1 protein-coding gene is annotated in these 236 nt (G+C 53.4%); it reads right to left on the bottom strand.

The window, feature by feature from the left end; translation table 11 throughout:
* A partial coding sequence (locus tag B4920_RS30700) for a transcription termination/antitermination NusG family protein (RefSeq protein ID WP_305847146.1) occupies positions 1 to 236 on the bottom strand: 236 nt, incomplete at both ends.

Raw genomic sequence — 236 nt, 5'->3', positions numbered from 1 at the left:
CGGTCGGGACGACCGTTTCAAAGATGTAGTCCTCCATGTTGAAGTTCTGCACCCGAGCGTCCAGGTTCTGTTTCACCTTGTTCTCCATGCCGGAGTAGGTGTGCAGCACGTACCACTCGCCGAACTTCGAGGACAGCTCACCGCGCAACTCTTCAATGGCAGCGTCAACGACATCCTGATTATCAGCATTATCAGCTTCAGAAGACTCATTCTCGTCGGCGTCTTGCTCATCGTCA

Origin of the sequence: Zoogloea sp. LCSB751 (assembly GCF_002028455.1) — a bacterium.
GTDB lineage: Bacteria > Pseudomonadota > Gammaproteobacteria > Burkholderiales > Rhodocyclaceae > Zoogloea.
The sequence above is the reverse complement of the archived record's forward strand: the minus strand, read 5'-3'. Positions and strand labels throughout refer to the sequence as shown.